The following is an 18,286-nucleotide window of genomic DNA, read 5'->3' on the forward strand; positions in this document are numbered from 1 at the left end:
GCATGATCGTGGTTGAAAAGCTGACCAAGCAATTCAAGGGGCAGGTGGTACTCAACGGGATTGATCTGGAAGTGAAGGAAGGCGAAGTCGTCGCCATCATCGGCCCCAGCGGTTCCGGCAAGACCACCTTCCTGCGTTGCCTGAACTTCCTCGAAGAACCGACCAGCGGCCGGATCAAGGTCGGGGATATCGAGATCGACGGCAGCCGCCCTCTCAGCCAGCAACAAAGCCTGGTACGGCGCCTGCGCCAGCATGTGGGTTTTGTGTTCCAGAGTTTTAACCTGTTCCCCCATCGCACCGCGTTGGAGAACGTCATCGAAGGTCCGCTGGTGGTCAAGAAGATGCCGCGCGACAGCGCCGTGACACTGGGCCGTTCATTGCTGGCCAAGGTCGGTCTCGCGGGCAAGGAAGACGCCTACCCGAGACGCCTTTCCGGTGGTCAGCAGCAACGGGTCGCGATTGCTCGCGCCCTGGCGATGGAACCGGAAGTGATTCTGTTCGACGAACCCACCTCGGCCCTCGATCCGGAGCTGGTGGGCGAAGTGTTGGCGACCATTCGCAGCCTGGCTGAAGAAAATCGCACCATGGTCATCGTCACCCACGAGATGGGTTTTGCGCGGGACGTGGCCAACCGGGTGATTTTCTTCGACAAGGGCGTGATCGTCGAGCAAGGTGAAGCCAAAGCGTTGTTTGCCAACCCCAAGGAAGAACGCACGCGGCAGTTCCTGAGCAAGTTCCTTACCCATTAAGGCTCCGTCCTCGTCCCCTGTAGGCAGCGTGCATCACTCACGCTCCTACAGGGGCCGGCCTCATCCGCTGAGTAAAGCGCCCCACCAACCCCGCCTTTCAAGCCCTCGCCCAGTAAGACCCTTCTGAATAATCCCAAACCCGCCGTTTAGCCTTTTGCCGCCATTGACGCTCCCTGGCCAACCCTCTTATCTAACGTCCTGAGGATTGGATCCTATTCCGGCTTTTCACAAAAATCGTGCTTGCGAACGGCTGCGCCTGACGTGCCTGCGGTTCGGAACGATTGCTGCTGGCTGCATCAAGGAGATTATTTATGACGCGCATTTCAACCCCGGCGATGCTTGCCGCACCCACCCTACCCCAGGCCCATCGGCATGGCATCAATGCCTTTGCCGCCAGCCGCCTGCTGGTCGATATCGCGCCTTACCCGAACATGGGCAAAGGCGATCTGATCGAGTTGTTCTGGAACAACTGCTTTGCCGCCTCCAGATGCCTGCAGGCCACGGATATCGGCCTTTCCAGTCACCTGCGGGTACCGCAGAGCTTTGTCCAGAATGGCACCGCGCGCCTGCATTACCGAGTCATGCAAGTGGGTCGTGGAGCGGCGCGGTCGGCCATTACCCGGGTGCAGGTCAAGACCGATTATCCCGGTGGCCAGCCGTCAGCCCTGTGCGGCGAAGAAAACCAGAACCTGGCGCCCGTCGTCCTCCCCGAAATGATCCGTCGTCACGGCGTCAACAGCCGGCAGATTCGTCGTGGCGTGCCCTTGGTCATCGAGCCCTACCTGAACATGGCCGCGGGTGACGACATCACCCTGCGCTGGGGCGATTCTCGCCTGGACCTGCCGAGAATCCAGGCCCGCGATGTCAGTCACCGAGTGCACGTCTGGGTGCCGCCCGCGCTGATTCAAGAGGCCGGGGCTGATCACCGGCTGGACGTCACCTACTGCATTCTCGATCGGGTCGGTAACAATTCACGCTGGGCGCCCGGGCTCACCCTAATGCTGTTCAGTTAGGTTTTTGTAGGAGCGAGGGGGGCGCCTAGCCCTTGCTCGCGAAGAACTCATAGGCGCCGGGTTTATCCGGGAAACACGCGTTATCGTTAACGTTTTTCGCGAGCAAGCTAGCTCCTACACTGGACGCTATTTGCTTGCCCAGGCTCAGCCTGTGAACCTGGGTAACAGACCTTCTATTCATATTCCTAAAAGTTAGTTCATTTATAAAATAAACATCATTAAGGTATATAAACCGGACCACCGGACATTCATGACTTTAGCGTTTCAACGAATGTGAGGTAGGTATGGTCAGCGTTACCCCGGTGTTTCATGCCAGGGCATCCAGTGCAGCCCAGGAGCAGCATTGATGTCCAATCTGGCAAAGCCTCCCTTCCAGAGTGATCTGGACATCGCCCCGCCCTTGTTGCCCGCCCAAGTGCTGTGCAACGACGCCCAGGCCCTCGACGCCGCCCACGCGCTTGCCAAGGCCGCTCGCCTGCAAGCCGGGCTGCGCGACCAGCAACGCCGATTACCCTGGGCCGAAATCGAGCAGTTCAGCCGCAGCGGCCTGGGCAGTATTTCCATCCCCCGCGAGTACGGCGGCCCGCAAGTGTCGTTCGTGACCCTGGCCGAAGTGTTCGCCATTATCAGCGCGGCCGACCCGGCCCTGGGGCAAATCCCGCAGAACCACTTCGGCATCCTGCACGGGCTGCAAAGCGCCGCCAGCGAAGCGCAGAAGAAGGTGCTGTTTCAACGTGTCCTGGACGGCTGGCGCATCGGCAATGCCGGCCCGGAGCGCGGAACCAAAAACACTCTGGAATTGAAAGCGCGGATCACCCGCGACGGTGACGACTTCATCCTCAACGGCCAGAAGTTCTATTCCACCGGTGCGCTGTTTGCACATTGGGTAGCGGTCAAGGCATTGAACGATGACGGTCAGCAAGTCATGGCATTTGTACAGCGTGGCAGCCACGGGCTGCGCATTGTCGATGACTGGTCGGGCTTTGGCCAACGCACCACCGCCAGCGGCACCGTGCTGCTGAACAATGTCCCGGTGGCTGCCGACCTGGTCGTGGAAAACTGGCGCCTGGGCCAGGTCCCGAACATTCAGGGCGCGGTATCACAATTGATCCAGGCCGCGATCGACGTCGGCATCGCCCAGGGCGCGCTCGAGGATACCCAGCGTTTTGTACGCGAACACTCACGACCGTGGATCGATGCCAAGGTCGAACGCGCCAGTGATGATCCCTATGTGATCGCCGACATCGGCAAACTGCACATCGAATTGCACGCCGCGCAAGCGCTACTGCGCAAAGCCGGCCAGGTCCTGGACCACATCAGCGCCGCGCCCATCACCGAACAGTCAGCCGCACACGCCTCGATTGCCGTCGCACATGCCAAGGTGCTGACCACCGAGGTCTCGTTGCTGGTCAGCGAAAAACTCTTCGAGCTGGCCGGCAGCCGCGCCACCCTCGCCGAATTCAATTTCGATCGACACTGGCGCAACGCACGTGTCCACACCCTGCATGACCCGGTGCGCTGGAAGTATCACGCCATCGGCGCCTGGCACCTCAACGGCAAGTTGCCGGCACGGCATTCCTGGATCTGACGACCCGCCCCCTGGAGAACAACATGACACGCTCTCAAGCCGTCGCGGTCATCACCAGCGATGAACACGCCTTGATAATCGCCAGCGACCTGGCCGAAGACCTGCGGCGCGACAGCGCCTTGCGCGACCGCGAGCGGCGCCTGCCGCTGCCGGAGCTGGAGGTATTTTCCCGCTCCGGCCTGTGGGGCATCAGCGTACCCAAGGCCTACGGCGGCGCCGGTGTATCGAATGTCACCCTGGCCAAGGTCATTGCGCTGATCGCTCAAGCCGATGCGTCACTGGGACAGATACCGCAAAACCATTTTTATGCCCTGGAAGTACTGCGGGTGAACGGCAGCCCTGCGCAACAACAACGCCTGTACGCCGAAGTACTGGCCGGCCAACGCTTCGGCAACGCCCTGGCGGAACTGGGCACCAAAACCGCTCACGAGCGCATCACCCAGCTGACCCGCGACGGCGACGGATTTCGCATCAGCGGCCGCAAGTTCTACGCCACCGGCGCGCTCTACGCGCAGCGGATCCCGACCTCGGTGGTGGATGAACACGGCGTGCAGCACCTGGCCTTCGTCCCGCGCGAAAGCCTGGGCCTGACGGTGATCGACGACTGGAGCGGCTTCGGCCAACGCACCACCGGCAGCGGTTCGGTGGTGTTCGACAACGTGTGGGTCGCGGCCTCTGACGTGGTCCCGTTTCAAAGCGCGTTTGAACGCCCGACGCCGGTCGGTCCGCTGGCACAAATACTTCATGCGGCCATCGACACCGGTATCGCTCGCGCGGCGTTCGAGGACGCCTTGCATTTCGTGCGCACCAAGACCCGACCCTGGATCGATGCGGGCAACGACACGGCCAGCGAAGACCCGCTGACCCTGAAAAGCTTTGGTCACCTGAGCAGCCGCCTGCACGCCAGCGAAGCCCTGCTGGAGCGTGCCGGTGAATACCTCGACCGCACCCAGGCCGATCCTCATGCCGCCTCCGTTGCCGCCGCGTCCATCGCCGTGGCCGAGGCCCGCGCCCTGAGCACCGAAATATCCCTGGCGGCCGGCAGCACCTTGTTTGAACTCGCCGGCAGCCAGGCCACCCTCGCCGAACACGGCCTGGACCGGCACTGGCGCAACGCGCGGGTGCACACCCTGCACGACCCGGTGCGCTGGAAGTACCACGCGGTGGGCAATTACTACCTCAACCATGAAAATCCGCCACTGCGAGGGACGATTTGATGCGCCAGGCTGTGCCCCCCAAGAAGAAAATCCTGCTCAATGCCTTCAACATGAACTGCATCGGGCACATCAACCATGGACTGTGGACCCATCCTCGCGACACCTCGACCCAGTACAAGAACCTCGAATACTGGGTCGAGCTGGCACAGTTGCTGGAGCGCGGGCTGTTCGACGGGTTGTTTATCGCCGATATCGTCGGCGTATACGACGTCTACCAGAATGCTGTCGACGTGCCGCTCAAGGAGTCAATCCAATTACCGGTCAACGACCCGCTGCTACTGGTCTCGGCCATGGCCGCCGCCACCCGCAATCTTGGCTTCGGCCTGACCGCCAATCTCAGCTATGAACCGCCGTATCTGTTCGCCCGGCGCATGTCGACCCTCGATCACCTGAGTCGTGGCCGGGTGGGTTGGAACATCGTCACCGGCTACCTGGACAGTGCGGCCAAGGCCATGGGCCTGCGCGAGCAAGTCGAACATGACCGACGCTATGACCAGGCCGACGAGTACCTGCAGGTGCTGTACAAACTCTGGGAAGGCAGTTGGGAGGACGACGCGGTGCTCAACGATCCGCAAGCGCGGGTCTACGCGCAGCCGAATAAAGTCCACAAGATCGAGCATCAGGGTGAGTTCTATCAGGTCGAGGGCTATCACCTCTGCGAACCGTCTCCACAACGCACGCCCGTGCTGTTCCAGGCCGGCAGCTCGGAGCGCGGCCTGCTGTTCGCCGGCCGGCATGCCGAGTGCGTGTTTATCAGTGGACAGAACAAAGCCGCCACCAAGCTTCAGGTCGACAAGGTCCGCGCCAGCGCGGTGCAAGACGGCCGCAACGCGGACGACATCAAGGTATTCATGGGCCTCAACGTGATCGTCGGTGCCACCGAAGAACTGGCCTGGGCCAAGCACGCCGAGTACCTGAGCTACGCCAGCGCCGAGGCCGGCGTGGCGCATTTCAGCGCATCGACCGGGATTGATTTTTTCCAATACGAACTGGACGAACCGATCCAGTACGTGAAGAGCAACGCCATCCAGTCAGCCACCAAGACCCTGCAGGAAAACGACTGGACGCGCCGCAAATTACTTGAACAACACGCCCTCGGTGGTCGCTATATCACCCTGGTCGGCTCGCCCGAGCAGGTGGCCGACGAACTCGAATCCTGGATCAACGAAACCGGGCTGGATGGCTTCAACCTGACGCGCATGGTGACCCCGGAAAGCTATGTGGATTTTATCGACTGGGTGATTCCCGAGTTGCAGCGGCGAGGCTCCTACAAGACCGCGTATGAAGGCGGAACCCTGCGCGAAAAAATCTTTACGCGTGATGCGCATTTACCCCAACAACACACCGGCGCCACCTACCGCCACCCTTGACTGGACATTTATGATGAAAAAAACCTCGCTCGCCCTCCCAGTCAAGGCACTGGCCCTGACCCTCGGTCTGTACTGCCCGACGCTGTTTGCCGCCGACGCGCCGCTGAAAGTCGGCACCACCGCGGCCTTCGCGATTCCCCTGGAAGCCGCCGTCGAAGAAGCCGACAAACAAGGCTTGAAAGTCGAGCTGGTGGAGTTCACCGATTGGATCGCGCCGAATGTCAGCCTGGCCGCCGGCGATATCGATGTGAACTACTTCCAACACATTCCTTTCCTGGAAAACGCCAAGGCGGCGGCCGGCTTTGATCTGGTGCCGTTCGCACCCGGCATCATCAACAACGTCGGCCTGTACTCGAAAAAATACAAACGTTTCGCCGAGCTGCCCGAGGGTGCCAGCGTGGCGATTGCCAACGACCCGATCAACAGCGGTCGCGGCCTGCAACTGCTGGCCAAGGCCGGCCTGATCAGTCTCAAGCCAGGCGTGGGCTACAAGGCCACTGAAGAGGACATCACCGCCAACCCCAGACACCTCAAGATCCTGCAAGTGGAAGCGGTGCAACTGGTGCGGGCCTATGACGACGCCGATCTGGTGCAGGGTTACCCGGCGTATATCCGCCTGTCCAAAACCTTCGATGCCGAGTCGGCGCTGCTGTTCGACGGCATCGACTACAAGGAATACGTGATCCAGTTCGTGATCCAGCCGACCCGCAAGACCGACCCCAGGCTGATCAAGTTCGTCGACATTTATCAGCACTCGCCGGTGGTGCGCGCGGCCCTGGATAAGTCCCTCGGCAAACTCTACCAAGTCGGCTGGGAAGGTTGAACATGAGTACTGTCAACGCCCGATTGCGCGACCTCGGCACACCACCCTGGGAGGCGCAGCAGATCGCGCTGCATCCCGAGCTGAACCGCGCCCATGTGCGCTTTATCAACCTCGGTAAAACCTATGACGGTACGGTACATGCCCTGCAAGACATCGACCTGGCGATCCAGCACGGAGAAGTGTTCGGCATCATCGGCCGCAGCGGTGCCGGCAAGTCATCGCTGATCCGTACCATTAACCGTCTGGAGCGACCCAGCAGTGGCCGGGTGCTGATCGATCAAGTGGATATCGGCGACTTCGATGAAGACCGCCTGGTGGCGCTGCGTCGGCGCATAGGCATGATCTTCCAGCACTTCAACCTGATGTCGGCCAAGACCGTATGGCAGAACGTCGAGTTGCCCCTCAAGGTCGCCGGCGTACCCAAGGCGCAGCGTCAGCAAAAGGTCCGCGAGTTGCTGCAACTGGTGGGTCTGCAGAACAAGCACCAGACCTATCCCGCGCAGTTGTCCGGTGGGCAAAAGCAACGCGTCGGCATCGCCCGTGCATTGGTCCACGACCCGCAGATCCTGCTGTGCGACGAAGCCACTTCGGCGCTCGACCCGCAAACCACGCAATCGATCCTCGGCTTGCTGCGTGAGATCAACCAGCGCCTGGGCCTGACCATTGTGCTGATCACCCACGAGATGGCGGTCATCCGCGAGATTTGCCACCGCGTGGTGGTTCTGGAACACGGACGGATTGTCGAGCAAGGCCCCGTCTGGGAAGTATTTGGCAACCCCCGGCATGCAGTCAGTAAAACCCTGTTGGCACCGCTGCAACATGGCTTGCCGGAGGAACTGCAAGGTCGCTTGCAACCCACGCCAAGCGGGGCGGATGCGGCCGTGGTGCTGCGCTTGCAGTTCACCGGCAGCAGCGAAGACGAACCGGATCTGGGCGCATTGATCGGCGCCCTCGACGGGCGTGTACGGTTACTGCAAGGCGGGGTCGAGCGCATCCAGGGCCACGCCTTGGGACAACTGCTGCTGGCGGTCAGCGGCTCGTCTCTGGACGCCGAAGCACTGCGCGCCCGTGCGTTGCGCTGGGCACAACAGGTCGAGGTACTGGGTTATGTGGTTTGAGCGTTTAGTGCAGGGCCTCATCGACACCTTGTTGATGGTCGGCGTGTCGTCAGTGATCGCCCTGTTGGTGGGCGTCCCGCTGGCGGTATTGCTGGTCACCAGCGACAAGGCCGGAATCTTCCAGGCGCCCACGCTGAATCAGGCGCTGGGGGCATTCGTCAATCTGTTCCGCTCGATTCCCTTTCTGATTCTAATGGTCGCGTTGATCCCGTTCACCCGGCTGATCGTCGGTACCACCTACGGTGTGTGGGCCGCCGTGGTGCCGCTGACTATCGCCGCCACGCCGTTCTTTGCGCGAATCGCCGAGGTCAGCCTGCGGGAAGTCGACCACGGCTTGATCGAGGCCGCGCAAGCCATGGGCTGTCGCCGCTGGCACATTGTCTGGCACGTGCTGCTGCCCGAAGCGCTGCCAGGGATTGTCGGCGGGTTCACCATCACCCTGGTGACCCTGATCAACTCCTCGGCGATGGCCGGCGCGATTGGTGCCGGCGGCCTGGGGGATATTGCCTACCGCTATGGTTACCAGCGTTTTGACAGCCAGGTCATGCTGAGCGTGATTGTGTTGCTGGTGATCCTGGTGGCGGTGATTCAGTTGGGCGGGGATCGGTTGGCCCGGGTACTGAACAAACGCTGAAAGTCCGGAAGCACTCTTGTGGTGAGCGGGCTTGTCCCGCGTTGGGCTGCGCAGCAGCCCTCAAACCTGCCATCCCGGTTTGACTGGATCAACCGGGAGGATTTTTTGGGGCTGCTGCGCAGCCCAACGGGGGACAAGCCCCCTCGCCACAGGACAAGCCTCGCCACAGGAGGGTGTTTGTGGCACGTGCTGCTGCCCGACGCGCTGCCGGGGATTGTCGGCGCGATTGGTGCCGGCGGCCTGGGGGATATTGCCTACCGCTATGGTTATCAGCGTTTTGACAGCCAGGTCATGCTGAGCGTGATTGTGTTGCTGGTGATCCTGGTGGCGGTGATTCAGTTGGGCGGGGATCGGTTGGCCCGGGTACTGAACAAACGCTGAAAGGCCGGAAGCACTCTTGTGGTGAGCGGGCTTGCCCCGCGTTGGGCTGCGCAGCAGCCCTCAAACCTGCCATCCCGGTTTGACTGGATCAACCGGGAGACCTTTTGGGGGCTGCTGCGCAGCCCAACGGGGGACAAGCCCCCTCGCCACAGGACAAACCCCCTAGACACAGGACAAGCTTCGCCACAGGAGGGTGCTTGGTACGTTCGCCACAGGGTATATTCGGTTATTTCCACGCTTGGTATTGCCCGCATGACTCTGCGACCCGACGACCTCGATCGAATCACCGCCACGACGCTCGGCCATTACAACCAGGTGGCCGAGGATTTTCGTGCCGGCACCCGTGATCACGATGTGAGCCAGAATATCGACGCGCTGTTGCGGCATATCCAGGGCTCGGCGCCGTTTACCGTGCTGGATTTCGGTTGTGGGCCGGGGCGGGATTTGCAGACCTTCACTCGTCTGGGACATATCGCGGTGGGGCTGGACGGCTCCGAGCGTTTCGCGCAGATGGCGCGCGAAGACAGTGGCTGCGAGGTGTTGCAACAAGATTTCCTGAAGCTCGATCTGCCCGTCGAACGCTTCGATGGCATCTTCGCCAACGCGGTGCTGTTTCATATTCCCGGGCAGGAATTGCCGCGCATTCTCAAACAGCTTTACGCGGCACTGAAACCCGCTGGCGTGTTGTTCAGTTCCAACCCCAGGGGCGAGAACCAGGAAGGCTGGAATGGGCCCCGGTATGGTGCCTACCATGACCTGCAGGCCTGGCAGGCGCTACTCGCCGCCGCCGGGTTCGACGAACTGGAACACTATTATCGACCCGCCGGTTTGCCACGGGAACAGCAGCCCTGGCTGGCCAGTGTCTGGCGCAAACCAAAGACCGCATGATCCCGTGGCAGGTGTGAATCAGTCGGCGTTCTGCGGCTCCCGAATCTTGTACCAGGCCACATACAGCGCGGGCAAAAACAACAGTGTCAGCAGGGTGGCGATAATGATCCCGCCGATCATCGCGTAGGCCATCGGCCCCCAGAAGACTTCCCGGGCGATGGGGATCATGCCCAGGCTGGCCGCCGCCGCGGTCAGCAGAATCGGCCGGCGCCGATGCTCGGTGGCTTGCACCACCGCATCCCACGGCGCATAGCCATCCTGTTCGTAAGCATCGATCTGCGTCACCAGGATCACCGAGTTGCGGATGATGATGCCGATCAGCGCGAGAATCCCGAGGATCGCCACAAAGCCCATGGGCGTACCCGTGGGAATCAACGCCAGCACCACGCCGATCAGCCCCAGCGGTGCAACACTGGCCACCAGGAACATCTTCTGCACGCTGTGCAACTGGATCATCAGAAAGGTCGCCATCAAAAACAGCATCAACGGCACCACGCGGGCAATCGGACCCTGGGCCTTGCCGCTTTCTTCCACGGTGCCGCCGGTGGCGACTTCGTAGCCCACCGGCAGGCCAGCGCTGAACTTGTCGATCTCGGGCTTGAGTTGCTTGACCAGATCCGTCGGCTGCATGTCATCGCGCACGGCGGCCTTGATGGTGATGGTCGGTTTGCGATCGCGCCGCCATACCAACGGCTGTTCCAGCTCATAACCCACGGCGGCGAACGCCAGCAGCGGAATCGAGGTTCCGCTCGGGGTGACGATCTGCAAGTTCTGCAGGGTTTCCGGCGTCCCCCGCTCGGCATCTTCGGCACGGCCCACCACGTTGATCAGGTAGATATCGTCGTTGACCTGGGTCACCGCCGCGCCACTGACCACGCTGTTCAGCAACTGCGCCACGTCTTCGGAGGACAGCCCCAGCTGTCGCGCCTTGTCCTGGGCGATATCGATGCGCAGGACTTTGCCCGGCTCATTCCAGTCGTAGATGATCTCCCCCAGGTGGCTGTTGTTATCCAGCAAGGTCGCCAGCTCAATCGCGTGTCTACGCACTTGGTTGATGTCCTTGCCAGACACCCGGTACTGGATCGGGCGTCCCACCGGCGGGCCCATTTCCAGCGGCTGGACAAAACTGCCCACCCCGACGAAGTCATCCCGCAGACGCTTTTGCAGGCGTTCGATCAGGGCGCCGCGCTCTTCCAGGCCTTTGCTGACAATCACTAACTGCGCGTAGTACGGGTTCTCCAGTTGCTGATCCAGCGGCAGGTAGAAACGAATCGCACCCTGGCCGATATAGGTGCTCCAACGGGCAATGTCCGGGTCATCCTTGATGATCGCTTCAAGACGATCCACCGCCTTGCGGGTTTCATTGATCGAAGCGTTTTGCGGCAGGTTGAGATCGACGAGGATCTCCGGGCGGTCCGAAGACGGGAAAAACTGGTTCTGCACAAACTGCATGGAAAACACCGACGCCACAAACAGCAATACGGTGATGCCAATTGCCCACCAACGGTTGCGCATGGCCCACAGCATCCCGCCGTTAAAAGCCCGGCCAACACGTCCCGGTTCCTCGTCGTGGGGTTTGACCTTGCTGCTGAGGATGTGCACGCCAATCACCGGCGCAAACAACACCGCCACCACCCACGACACCAGCATCGCCACGGCAATCACCGCGAACAGGGTGAAGGTGTACTCGCCCGCCGAGCTGGCGTTCAAGCCGATAGGCACGAAACCGGCCACTGTCACCAGCGTACCAGTCAACATCGGGAACGCGGTGGACGTGTAGGCATACGTCGCCGCCTGCTCCTTGGTTTCGCCTTTTTCCAGGCGCGTGATCATCATTTCCACGGTGATCATCGCGTCGTCCACCAGCAGGCCCAAGGCGATGATCAAGGCGCCCAGCGATACCCGCTGCATGGTGATGCCGCTGTATTCCATAAATACAAATACCAGCGCCAGCACCAACGGGATGGAACACGCGACCACCAATCCGGCACGCAGGCCGAGGCTGATAAAACTCACCACCAAGACGATGATGACCGCTTCGAACAGCGCGCTGGTGAAGCCACCGACGGCCTCTTCCACCACTTCCGCCTGATCGGAGACCTTATGCACCCCGACGCCTACCGGCAGATCGGCGGTCAGGTCGTCCATGCGCTGGTGCAGCGCCTGGCCGAACTCCTGGATGTTGCCGCCCTTTTGCATGGCGATGGCCAGGCCAATCGCCTGTTTGCCATTGAAGCGAAACATCGGCCGCGCCGGGTCGACATAGCCCCGCGTGATATCGGCGATATCCGCCAGGCGGTAGAAGCGGTCATTGAGTCGCAGGTTGACGTTGGCCAGGTCTTTTTCCGAGGCGAACTGTCCGGAGGTGCGCACGGAAATCCGCTCCGGCCCGGCCTCGATCACCCCGGCCGGCGTCACTGCGTTTTGCGCTTGCAGGCTCTGTACCACTTGCCGCTGGTCAATGCCCAGGGCCGCCAGTTTGCGCGTGGAAAAATTCAGGTAAATCACTTCGTCCTGCTGGCCGATCATCTCGACCTTGCCCAACCCCGGCACCGCCCGAATCTCGGCCCGCACCTGCTCGACATAGTCGCGCAGCTGGCGCATCGACAGACCGTCGGCGGTAAAGGCGTACACCGAGCCGAACACGTCACCGAACTCATCGTTGAACGCCGGTCCTTGCAACCCTTGGGGGAAGCTGCCGCGAATGTCATCGATCTTCTTGCGCACCTGGTACCAGATCCCGGGAATGTCCTTGGCGCTGGTGGTGTCGCGCAGGAACACGAACACCGTGGACTCACCGGGTCGGGTGTAGCTTTTCACGTAGTCAAGGGAGTCGAGTTCTTCGAGTTTTTTCTCGATGCGGTCGGTGACTTGCTTGAGGGTTTCCTCCTGGGTCGCGCCAGGCCAGCGCGTCTGGATCACCATGGTCTTGATGGTGAAGGAAGGATCTTCCTCGCGACCCAGATTCATGTAGGAGAACACGCCCATCAGCAGCGCGACGAACATCAGGAACCAGACGAAGGACTGATGCTTGAGGGCCCAGTCGGATAAGTTGAAACTCCCTTTCATCGCGCGCTGTCCTCATCGATTTTGACTTTTTGCCCGGGCTTCAGGCTGTTGACGCCAGCACTGACCACGCGCTCGCCGGGCTGGACACCGCCCTCCAGCAAGACATGCTGTTCATCGCGGCTGACAAGGCTGACATCGCGGGGCTGTACGGTCTGGTTCTGCAGGTCAATCACCCAGATGCGGGTCTTGCCGTCGACTTCCTGTATCGCGCTGAGGGGCAACTCGATACGCGGCGCGATGGCCGAACTCAAGGTCACGCTGATCGCCGTGCCCAGACGGAAGGCCGCGGGAGGCTCGGCCAGGGTCAGGCGGGCGCGACGGGTACGCGTGGCGCTTTGGGCCTGGGGTTCGACTTCGCGCACGATGGCGGTGGTGTTGACCTCGGGATCCAACTGCGCGGCCACGTGAAACACCACGTCTGGCGGCAAGCGCTCGGCGAGGCCGGCGGGCAGATCAATCACCGCTTCCTTGATGTCCGGACGCGCCAGCGTCACCACTTGCTGGCCGGCGCTGACCACTTGGCCAGCCTCGGCATTCCAGGCCGTGACAATGCCGGCATGGTCGGTGTGCAATTCGGCGTAATTGAGCTGGTCCCTGGCCTGATCGACGGCAGCCTTGGCTTGATCGAGGGAGGCCTGGGTAGTTTTCAGGTCGGTCTGGGCCAGATCCAGTTGCGCCTGGGCGCCGACGCCACGGTCGAACAGCGCTTGCTGGCGCCGCGCATTGGCCTGGGCATTGATCCATTGCGCCTGGACACGGGCCAGGTCGCCCTGGGCCGCACGCAGCTGGTTCTGTTGGTCAGTGGGGTCGAGCACCGCCAGCAAGGCGCCCTTTTCCACTTCGGCGCCAACGTCCACGGCGCGCCGAGCGATGCGGCCCGGCACACGGAACCCCAGGTTGCTTTCGTAGCGAGCCTGGATGGTGCCAGCGAAACGCCCGAGGTTTTCCTGATCTTCTGACGTCACTTCAATCGAGAGCACCGGGCGCACCGGCTCCGGAGCCGGTTCTTCCTTGGAACAGGCGATCAGCGCCAGGCTGGTAACGAGTATCAGCGTCAGCTGCTTCATGGCTGCACTCCCTTGGCCTGGGCTGGATCCGGCGGTTGGGCGATCTCTACCTGCATGCCGGGGTGCAGTAATTGTCCACCGGCCACCACGACTTTTTCGCCGCCCTCGAGGCCGTCACTGATGATCACCTTGCCGGTCAGGTAACGGGCCACGGTGACCCTGTGCAATTGAGCCTTGCCGTCGGCGTCCACCAGCCACACGGCAGGCTTTGGCTCCTTGAGGTCCTTGGTGAGGGCCGCCCAGGGCAACTCAATGCTGCGTTTGGCCGGCCCGTTGGCCGTGGCGCTGACCACCGAGCCCAGTTGCATGCCCTTGGGCAAGTCGTCCAGCGCGATCTTCACCTGCACCGTGCCGCTGTTGGTGGCCACGGCCGGGGTTACTTCACGTACCCGGCCCACGGCCTTGACGGTCGGCTTATCCAGCAGGCTGACGGTGATCGGCAGGTCGGCCGGCGGTTCCATCAATAACGCTTCATAGACGTTGAACACCGCGTCACGCGCACCATCACGAGCCAGGCTGAAAATCGGCACGGTGGCCTGCACCACTTGGCCGACTTCCGCCTGGCGCGCGGTAATCACGCCCGGCGCATCCGCGACCAAGGCGGTGTAGCCCAATTGCTCGCGAGCATTGGCCAGTTGCGCCTGGGCGGCCGCCAGCGCGCTTTGGCTGCTGCGCAATGCGGCTTGGGCCGAGTCGTACTCGCTGCGACTGGTATAGCCCTTGGGCAAGAGTTTTTCCTGGCGCACAAAAGCCGCGGCGGTCTGTTTGACTCGTGCCTGTTCCGCCACCACTTGAGCCTGGGCGGAATTGACGTTGGTCTGCAAATCCTTGGGATCAAGCTTGGCCAGCACTTGATTGGCAGTCACGCGGTCGCCGACATCGACCATACGTTGGACGATTTTGCCGCCGACACGAAACGACAGATCGGTCTGCACACGCGCCTGAATATCCCCGGTGAGGGTCACGGCGGCGGCAAAGTCACCCGGCTGCACCGTTTGCACAAATACTCTGGAGTGCTCCTTGGGTGCAGGTTTTTCCTGTCCGCAGCCGCTGAGCAATGTCAGTAGGGCAAGACCACATATAAATGTCGAGGTTAGACCGCCCATGCAGGCTCCTTTTGCGTGATGCTGACGTGCCAGTGTCTATGCGACTCTGAGCGTAGTTCAGGGTTCCTTATCTGCAGGGAGGATCCCATACTTACGCTCGTTCTCAGTCAGATACGACGCTCATGCTCAAGACTTTAGCGGTGGCCAACTACCGCTCGATCAATAAACTGGTGGTGCCACTGGATCGGCTGAACCTGATCACCGGACCCAATGGCAGCGGTAAATCCAACCTGTATCGCGCCTTGCGTCTGCTGGCAGAGACTGCGCAAGGCGGGGTGATCAACGCCTTGGCCCGTGAAGGCGGGCTGGATTCGACCTTCTGGGCCGGGCCCGAAACCATCAGTCGCCGCATGCTCAAGGGCGAAGTCGCGGTGCAGGCAACCGTGCGCCAGGGTGTCAAGCGTTTGCGCCTGGGATTTGCCGGGGAAGATTTCAGCTACGCGATTTCCTTGGGCCTGCCAGAACCCAGCAAGTCTTATTTCTGCCTCGACCCCGAGATCAAGAAAGAATGCATCTGGGCCGGCCACCTGTACCGCCCGGCGAGCTTGCTGGTGCAACGATCCGGGCCATTGATCCGCGCCCGCGAGGGTCGCGCCTGGGATGTACTGGCGCAACACACACCGGACTATCACAGCCTGTTCGATCAAGTCGGCAGCCTGCGAGGCTCACCGGAAGTGTTGATGCTGCGCGAAAGCATTCGCGGCTGGCGTTTTTACGATCATTTTCGCAGCGACGCCGACGCACCGGTGCGCCTGCCGCAACTGGGCACGCGCACGCCGGTGCTGCATCACGATGGCCGCGATCTGGCGGCGGCGTTGCAGACCATCCGGGAAATCGGCGACCCCGAGGCGTTGCAGCGGGCGGTCAGCGATGCGTTTCCCGGCGCCCGCTTGAATATCGAACCCTTGCAGGGCGGGCGCTTCGCCATTGAGTTTTATCAGGAAGGCTTGCTGCGCCCGTTGTCAGCGGCGGAGTTGTCGGATGGAACCTTGCGCTATTTGTTGCTGGTCGCCGCGCTGCTGACGCCACGCCCACCGACGATGATGGTGTTGAACGAACCGGAAACCAGTCTGCATCCGGACCTGCTGCCAGCGCTGGCACGCCTGATTATCCAGGCCTCACAACGCTGCCAGGTGTGGGTGGTGTCCCATGCCAGCCGCCTGATTGCCGCATTGCAGCAGGATGAGCAGTGCAATTCGATTGTGCTGGAGAAGGTGATGGGGCAGACGCAGATTGTCGGGCAACGGGTGCTGGATGAGCCGGCGTGGCATTGGCCGAACTGAATACAGAGGGCCTGGGACCGGCCGCCTACGCCAGGCCTAAAAAAAACGCCGACGCTGTCTTAGCCGTCGGCGTTAAAACCTTGAAACGGGTTTAGCGAATCAGAACGCCGGCACGACAGCGCCGTTGTACTTCTTCTCGATGAACGCTTTGACTTCAGGGCTGGTCAGGGCCTTGGAGAGTTTCTGGATAGCCTCGCTGTCCTTGTTGTCCGGGCGGGCTACCAGGAAGTTCACGTAGGGCGAATCGGACGACTCAATGACCAATGCATCCTTGGCCGGATTCAGGCCGGCTTCCAGCGCGTAGTTGGTGTTGATCATGTCCAGGTCGACCTGGTCCAGAACCCGTGGCAACAGGGCCGATTCCAACTCCTTGAACTTCAGGTTCTTCGGGTTGCTCACGATATCCTTGGGTGTGGACAGTGCGTTTTTCGGGTCTTTCAGGGTGATCAGGCCAGCCTTTTGCAGCAGCAACAGGGCACGGCCGCTGTTGGAACCTTCGTTAGGAATTGCCACGGTGGCGCCGTCTTTAAGATCGTCGAGCTTGGTGACTTTCCTGGAATAACCACCGAATGGTTCAACGTGGACACCGACGACGGTGACCAGGTTGGTGCCCTTGCCCTTGTTGAAATTTTCCAGGTACGGCAGGGTCTGGAAGTAGTTGGCGTCCAGACGCTTCTCGGCCACTTGAACGTTCGGCTGCACGTAGTCGGTGAACACCTTGATTTCCAGGTCCACGCCCTCTTTGGCCAGGGTCGGCTTGATCAGCTCGAGGATTTCGGCGTGGGGCACCGGCGTGGCAGCGATGACCAGCTTTTCATTGGCCTGGACCAGGCCAGTGGTCAGGGCAGCCGCCAGCGCGGTGAACAACAGAAACTTTTTCATGCAGTGTCCTTAATCGAAAATCCAGGGCGTCGGTGACGACCATTTCTTATATGCGGTGCCAGTGAAGTGCTATCGCGGCATGCAACGGACAATACCGGTATTTTTTATTCCCGAACAATACCTTTTATTCACTTTGATATTCCATTTCACTCATACAGAACTCAGGCTGCCAAGCAGACGCTTCAACGCCGCACGCTCGTCCTCGCTGCCGCCGCTGAGGATCTGCCGAACGTGATGTTCAATCTGCGTCACTGAGGGCACGGGTAAATTCAAATGTTCCGGCAAAATCTCAGCGCCATGACTGACCAGCAGCGCAAAGTGAATCACGTTCTCCAACTCCCGGGTGTTACCCGGCCAACTGTGCTGCTCGAGCACCCGTTGCGCGGCGTCGCTGAGCAGCGGCACCGGCAACTCCAGGCGCTGGCTATAGATACCGAGAAAGTACTCGGCCAGGGCCGCAATGTCGCCCACGCGCTCACGCAGCGCCGGCAACTCAAGCTGGCCTTCGCTGAGGTAATGGAACAGGCGTTCGTGAAATTTTCCAGCGGCCACGGCCTGCGCCAGGTCGATACTGGTGGCGGCCACCAGGCGCACATCCACCGGGCTGGGCTGCCGGGCACCGACACGGGTGATTTCGTGATTTTCCAGGGCGGCCAGCAATTTGCTCTGGATCGGCAACGGCAAGTCGCCGATTTCATCCAGGTACAACGTGCCGCCATTGGCTGAACCAAACCAGCCGGCGCGACTGCTGGCTGAACCGCTGTGGCTGCCGGCGGCATAGCCAAACAGCTCGGCATCAGCGTAGGTCGGGCTGATGGCGCCGCAGTTGACCGAGACGAACAAGCCACCGCGATCACTGCCGCGATGGATATGCCGCGCGAGCAATTCCTTGCCGGTGCCGGTTTCGCCGCGAATCAACACCGGCAAGGCGCGAGGGGCGAGGTTTTCGAGGTCTTCACGCAACTGACGAGAACGCGGATCGACGAACACCAGCGCCTTGGCGCGAATGCTCAACGGGCTTTTTTCCGCGTCGGGGAAGGTCAGCAATGACTGACCATAGATTTCATGCAGACTCATGGCAAACTCCCGCCCCGCGTT

General features: G+C 61.3%; 15 protein-coding genes and 1 pseudogene. 11 read left to right on the forward strand and 5 right to left on the reverse strand.

From position 1 onward, the window contains the following. Positions 1–2 precede the first annotated feature (2 nt). The 10 genes and pseudogenes from tcyN to BLU75_RS21545 all read left to right on the forward strand — a co-directional run bounded on the left by tcyN (position 3) and on the right by BLU75_RS21545 (position 9,781). Positions 3–749 carry an L-cystine ABC transporter ATP-binding protein TcyN gene (gene tcyN, locus BLU75_RS21495; protein ID WP_084381791.1) on the forward strand — a complete coding sequence of 249 codons (747 nt, stop codon included), beginning with the start codon at positions 3–5 and terminating at the stop codon, positions 747–749. Positions 750–1,060: 311 nt separating this feature from the next. Continuing rightward, a complete protein-coding gene (locus tag BLU75_RS21500; RefSeq protein ID WP_231982586.1) occupies positions 1,061–1,762 on the forward strand; it encodes a hypothetical protein in 702 nt (233 codons plus the stop codon). A 346-nt stretch (positions 1,763–2,108) separates the two neighbouring features. Further along, positions 2,109–3,350 (forward strand): SfnB family sulfur acquisition oxidoreductase, encoded by a 1,242-nt coding sequence (locus BLU75_RS21510; RefSeq protein ID WP_084381793.1) that lies wholly within the window; start codon positions 2,109–2,111, stop codon positions 3,348–3,350. A 23-nt stretch (positions 3,351–3,373) separates the two neighbouring features. Next, positions 3,374–4,567: an SfnB family sulfur acquisition oxidoreductase gene (locus BLU75_RS21515; RefSeq protein ID WP_084381794.1), complete on the forward strand. Its 1,194-nt coding sequence runs from the start codon at positions 3,374–3,376 to the stop codon at positions 4,565–4,567. Next, positions 4,567–5,937, forward strand: a complete 1,371-nt coding sequence (locus tag BLU75_RS21520; RefSeq protein WP_084381795.1) for an LLM class flavin-dependent oxidoreductase — start codon at positions 4,567–4,569, stop codon at positions 5,935–5,937. The genes BLU75_RS21515 and BLU75_RS21520 overlap by 1 nt, the downstream gene beginning before the upstream one ends. Before the next feature lie 13 nt (positions 5,938–5,950). After that, entirely contained in the window at positions 5,951–6,760 is an 810-nt protein-coding gene (locus tag BLU75_RS21525) for a MetQ/NlpA family ABC transporter substrate-binding protein (RefSeq protein WP_084381796.1), read from the forward strand. Positions 6,761–6,762: 2 nt separating this feature from the next. Then, entirely contained in the window at positions 6,763–7,878 is a 1,116-nt protein-coding gene (locus BLU75_RS21530; protein WP_084381797.1) for a methionine ABC transporter ATP-binding protein, read from the forward strand. After that, positions 7,868–8,512, forward strand: a complete 645-nt coding sequence (locus BLU75_RS21535; protein WP_084381798.1) for a methionine ABC transporter permease — start codon at positions 7,868–7,870, stop codon at positions 8,510–8,512. Before BLU75_RS21530 ends, BLU75_RS21535 begins: the two co-directional genes overlap by 11 nt. Positions 8,513–8,695: 183 nt before the next feature. Further along, positions 8,696–8,893: pseudogene (locus BLU75_RS21540) on the forward strand (ABC transporter permease); the annotation flags it as partial. Positions 8,894–9,145: 252 nt separating this feature from the next. Then, positions 9,146–9,781: a class I SAM-dependent methyltransferase gene (locus tag BLU75_RS21545; protein WP_084381799.1), complete on the forward strand. Its 636-nt coding sequence runs from the start codon at positions 9,146–9,148 to the stop codon at positions 9,779–9,781. Positions 9,782–9,799: 18 nt separating this feature from the next. Here the strand turns inward: BLU75_RS21545 and BLU75_RS21550 are convergent, their stop codons facing one another. Genes BLU75_RS21550 through BLU75_RS21560 form a run of 3 tightly spaced genes read right to left on the reverse strand, consistent with a single transcriptional unit; the run spans position 9,800 to position 15,023 of the window. Next, the gene (locus BLU75_RS21550) at positions 9,800–12,850 is read right to left on the reverse strand and encodes an efflux RND transporter permease subunit (RefSeq protein WP_084381800.1); all 3,051 of its coding nucleotides are present in this window, start codon (positions 12,848–12,850) and stop codon (positions 9,800–9,802) included. Continuing rightward, complete coding sequence (locus BLU75_RS21555) at positions 12,847–13,917, reverse strand: efflux RND transporter periplasmic adaptor subunit (RefSeq protein ID WP_084381801.1); 1,071 nt, start codon at positions 13,915–13,917, stop codon at positions 12,847–12,849. The genes BLU75_RS21550 and BLU75_RS21555 overlap by 4 nt, the downstream gene beginning before the upstream one ends. Further along, positions 13,914–15,023, reverse strand: a complete 1,110-nt coding sequence (locus BLU75_RS21560; protein ID WP_084381802.1) for an efflux RND transporter periplasmic adaptor subunit — start codon at positions 15,021–15,023, stop codon at positions 13,914–13,916. Before BLU75_RS21560 ends, BLU75_RS21555 begins: the two co-directional genes overlap by 4 nt. 122 nt (positions 15,024–15,145) lie before the next feature. Here BLU75_RS21560 and BLU75_RS21565 point away from each other — a divergent pair, with 122 nt between their 5' ends. Further along, positions 15,146–16,306, forward strand: coding sequence for an AAA family ATPase (locus BLU75_RS21565; RefSeq protein ID WP_084381803.1), 1,161 nt, complete (start codon positions 15,146–15,148; stop codon positions 16,304–16,306). A 99-nt stretch (positions 16,307–16,405) separates the two neighbouring features. On the opposite strand, the gene BLU75_RS21570 is transcribed toward BLU75_RS21565, so the two are convergent. Then, entirely contained in the window at positions 16,406–17,188 is a 783-nt protein-coding gene (locus tag BLU75_RS21570) for a MetQ/NlpA family ABC transporter substrate-binding protein (protein ID WP_084381804.1), read from the reverse strand. Positions 17,189–17,338: 150 nt separating this feature from the next. Then, complete coding sequence (locus tag BLU75_RS21575) at positions 17,339–18,265, reverse strand: sigma 54-interacting transcriptional regulator (protein WP_084381805.1); 927 nt, start codon at positions 18,263–18,265, stop codon at positions 17,339–17,341. Between the last annotated feature and the right edge of the window lie 21 nt (positions 18,266–18,286).

Origin of the sequence: Pseudomonas mucidolens, from assembly GCF_900106045.1 — a bacterium.
GTDB classification, from domain to species: Bacteria; Pseudomonadota; Gammaproteobacteria; order Pseudomonadales; family Pseudomonadaceae; genus Aquipseudomonas; species Aquipseudomonas mucidolens.